The organism is Kocuria sp. KRD140, assembly GCF_017168375.1.
GTDB classification, from domain to species: domain Bacteria; phylum Actinomycetota; class Actinomycetes; order Actinomycetales; family Micrococcaceae; genus Kocuria; species Kocuria marina.
Genome location: NZ_JABFAW010000024.1, coordinates 1 through 2334, shown reverse-complemented (window position 1 = coordinate 2334; position 2334 = coordinate 1). Strand labels below are relative to the sequence as shown.

Below are 2334 nucleotides of genomic sequence, written 5' to 3'. Positions count from 1 at the left end.
CCCCCCACACCCTGCGCCAGTGGATGGCCGACCACGAGGACCTGGTGGTCCTCGATGTCCGTTCCGCGGCCGAGTTCGAGTCCCTGCACATCCGCGGCTCCTACAACGTGCCCCTGCCTCTGCTGGCCGAGCACACCGCCGAGCTGGCCGCTCGGCTCGGTGAGCGGGTCGTGCTGGTCTGCCAGTCCGGGGTCCGGGCCGAGCAGGCCCGCCAGAAGCTGGCTGGGGCCGGGATCACCACCGCTTATGTGCTCACCGGTGGCGCCCAGGGCTTCGCCACCGCCGGCGGTGACATGGTGCGCGGGGCACAGCGCTGGCATTTGGAGCGCCAGGTGCGCATGGTCGCCGGGTCCCTGGTGCTGACCGGGCTGGTGGGGGGGCGGTTCGTGTCCCCAAAGCTGCGCACCGTGGCCGGGATCATCGGCACCGGGCTGACCTTCTCGGCCGCCTCCAACACCTGCGCGATGGGCAAGGCCTTGGCGGCCATGCCGTGGAACAAAACCGCGCAGGAGCCCACGGCCACTACGGCCATCCAGCAGATCCCCGCCGCGCACGCCTGAGTCCCACCCGGCCTGCCCGGGGCTGACCGCCAGGGCGTCTGCGCCCCTCGGTCAGCCCCGGCACCCCACCGTCGAGCACCCCCAGGAGCACTCATGGCAGAGATCACCATCACCGACGCCCACCAGCGCCGCGGCCAGGACCAGGTTCTCGACGTCCGGGAGGACTTCGAGCTCGTCGAGGGCATGATCCCCGGCGTCCTCCACATCCCCATGGGCCAACTGGGCGACCGCCTGTCCGAGCTCGACCAGGATCGCCCCGTGATCGTGATCTGCCGCAGCGGCAACCGCAGCGCCTGGGTCGCCGATGCCCTGAATGCGGCCGGCTACACCGCCGACACGATGGCCGGCGGGATGACCGCCTGGCAGTGCACCGGACTGCCCACCCACCGACCCCTGCCTGGCCGACCCGACCTCACTGACCCTTCACGACAAGGACGCCCCTCATGACCCTCACCCTCGTGCTGACTCTGCTGCTGTCGGTGGTGATCGGCCTCTCCCTCGGCCTGCTCGGCGGGGGCGGGTCCATCCTCACCGTCCCGATCCTCACCTACGTGGCCGGGCTGGACCCCAAGGAGGCCATCGCCGCCTCCCTGTTCGTCGTCGGGGTGACCTCGGCGTTCAGTGCCATCAGCCATGCCCGCCACCGGCGGGTGAAGTGGCGCACCGGGCTGGTCTTCGGTGCCGCCGGCATGGCCGGGGCCTTCGGCGGCGGGCTGGCCGGCGGGCACATCCCCGGCACCGTCCTGATGGTCGCCTTCGCCCTGATGATGGTCGCCACCTCCCTGGCCATGCTCCGCGGCCGCAAGAACACCACCACGAAAACCCACGACGGCGAACTGCCGGTGGGCAAGGTTGTTGCCGAGGGCCTGGTCGTGGGCCTGGTCACCGGCCTGGTCGGTGCTGGTGGTGGCTTCCTCGTCGTCCCGGCCCTGGCCCTACTGGGCGGGCTGTCCATGCCCGTGGCCGTGGGCACCTCCCTGGTGGTCATCGCCATGAAGTCCTTCGCCGGGCTGGCCGGCTACCTCACCACCGTGACCCTGGACTGGGCCCTGGTCGCCGCCGTCACTGCCGCCGCCGTCGCCGGCTCGGTCGCCGGGGCGCGCCTGGCCGGGCGCATCCCGGAGGCGGCTCTGCGCCAGGGATTCGGCGTCTTCGTCCTGGTCATGGGTGTGGTCGTCCTTGTCCAGGAGCTGCCCGGTCCGGCCGGCACCGCTGTCGGGATCACCGCCGCCACCGCAGCCCTGGCCGCGGCCGTGTGCTGGTTCGCCGTGCCCAGGTGTCCGCTGCGCATCCCCGTGACGGCCTGATCTGTTCGGCCGTCTCACCGTCCGCCCCACCGTTTCCCCCATCACCGACAAGGAGCTCCCCATGGCCACTATCGACCTCACTGAAGCCGACTTCGCCCCCACCATCGAGACCAACGACATCGTGCTCGTGGACTTCTGGGCGTCCTGGTGCGGTCCCTGCCGCAGGTTCGCCCCCACCTACGAGGCCGCCTCCGGCAAGCATCCGGACGTGGTGTTCGCCAAGGTCGATACCGAGGCCGAGCAGCGCCTGTCGGCCGCGGCCGGCATCAGCTCCATCCCCACTCTGATGGCCTTCCGGGACGGCGTGCTCGTGTTCTCCCAGCCCGGCGCGCTGCCGTCGACCGGGCTGGAGCAGGTCATCACCGCAGTGAAGGACCTGGACATGGCCGCCGTCCACGCCCAGCTCACCACCCAGCGCCCGCAGGCCTGACCCCCGAACGGGGCCACCGGCAGGCGCCGGACCCGCC

Annotated in this window: 4 protein-coding genes; all 4 read left to right on the top strand. The window is 71.6% G+C overall.

Annotation, left to right across the window (positions count from 1 at the left end; translation table 11 throughout):
• Positions 1 to 11: 11 nt before the first annotated feature.
• Positions 12 to 560 (top strand): rhodanese-like domain-containing protein, encoded by a 549-nt coding sequence (locus J1M36_RS12465; protein ID WP_241247217.1) that lies wholly within the window; start codon positions 12 to 14, stop codon positions 558 to 560.
• 93 nt (positions 561 to 653) lie between these two features.
• Positions 654 to 1007: a rhodanese-like domain-containing protein gene (locus J1M36_RS12460; RefSeq protein WP_206480020.1), complete on the top strand. Its 354-nt coding sequence runs from the start codon at positions 654 to 656 to the stop codon at positions 1005 to 1007.
• Entirely contained in the window at positions 1004 to 1867 is an 864-nt protein-coding gene (locus J1M36_RS12455; RefSeq protein ID WP_206480018.1) for a sulfite exporter TauE/SafE family protein, read from the top strand. The genes J1M36_RS12460 and J1M36_RS12455 overlap by 4 nt, the downstream gene beginning before the upstream one ends.
• A 61-nt stretch (positions 1868 to 1928) precedes the next feature.
• On the top strand, positions 1929 to 2297 hold the full coding sequence (locus tag J1M36_RS12450) for a thioredoxin domain-containing protein (protein WP_206480015.1): 369 nt from the start codon (positions 1929 to 1931) through the stop codon (positions 2295 to 2297).
• Positions 2298 to 2334: the final 37 nt, after the last annotated feature.

Excerpts from the sequence above, each read along its gene's own strand:
- J1M36_RS12450 (WP_206480015.1), top strand. The coding sequence starts at position 1,929 with ATGGCCACTATCGACCTCACTGAAGCCGACTTCGCCCCCACCATCGAG.
- J1M36_RS12460 (WP_206480020.1), top strand. The coding sequence starts at position 654 with ATGGCAGAGATCACCATCACCGACGCCCACCAGCGCCGCGGCCAGGAC.
- J1M36_RS12455 (WP_206480018.1), top strand. The coding sequence starts at position 1,004 with ATGACCCTCACCCTCGTGCTGACTCTGCTGCTGTCGGTGGTGATCGGC.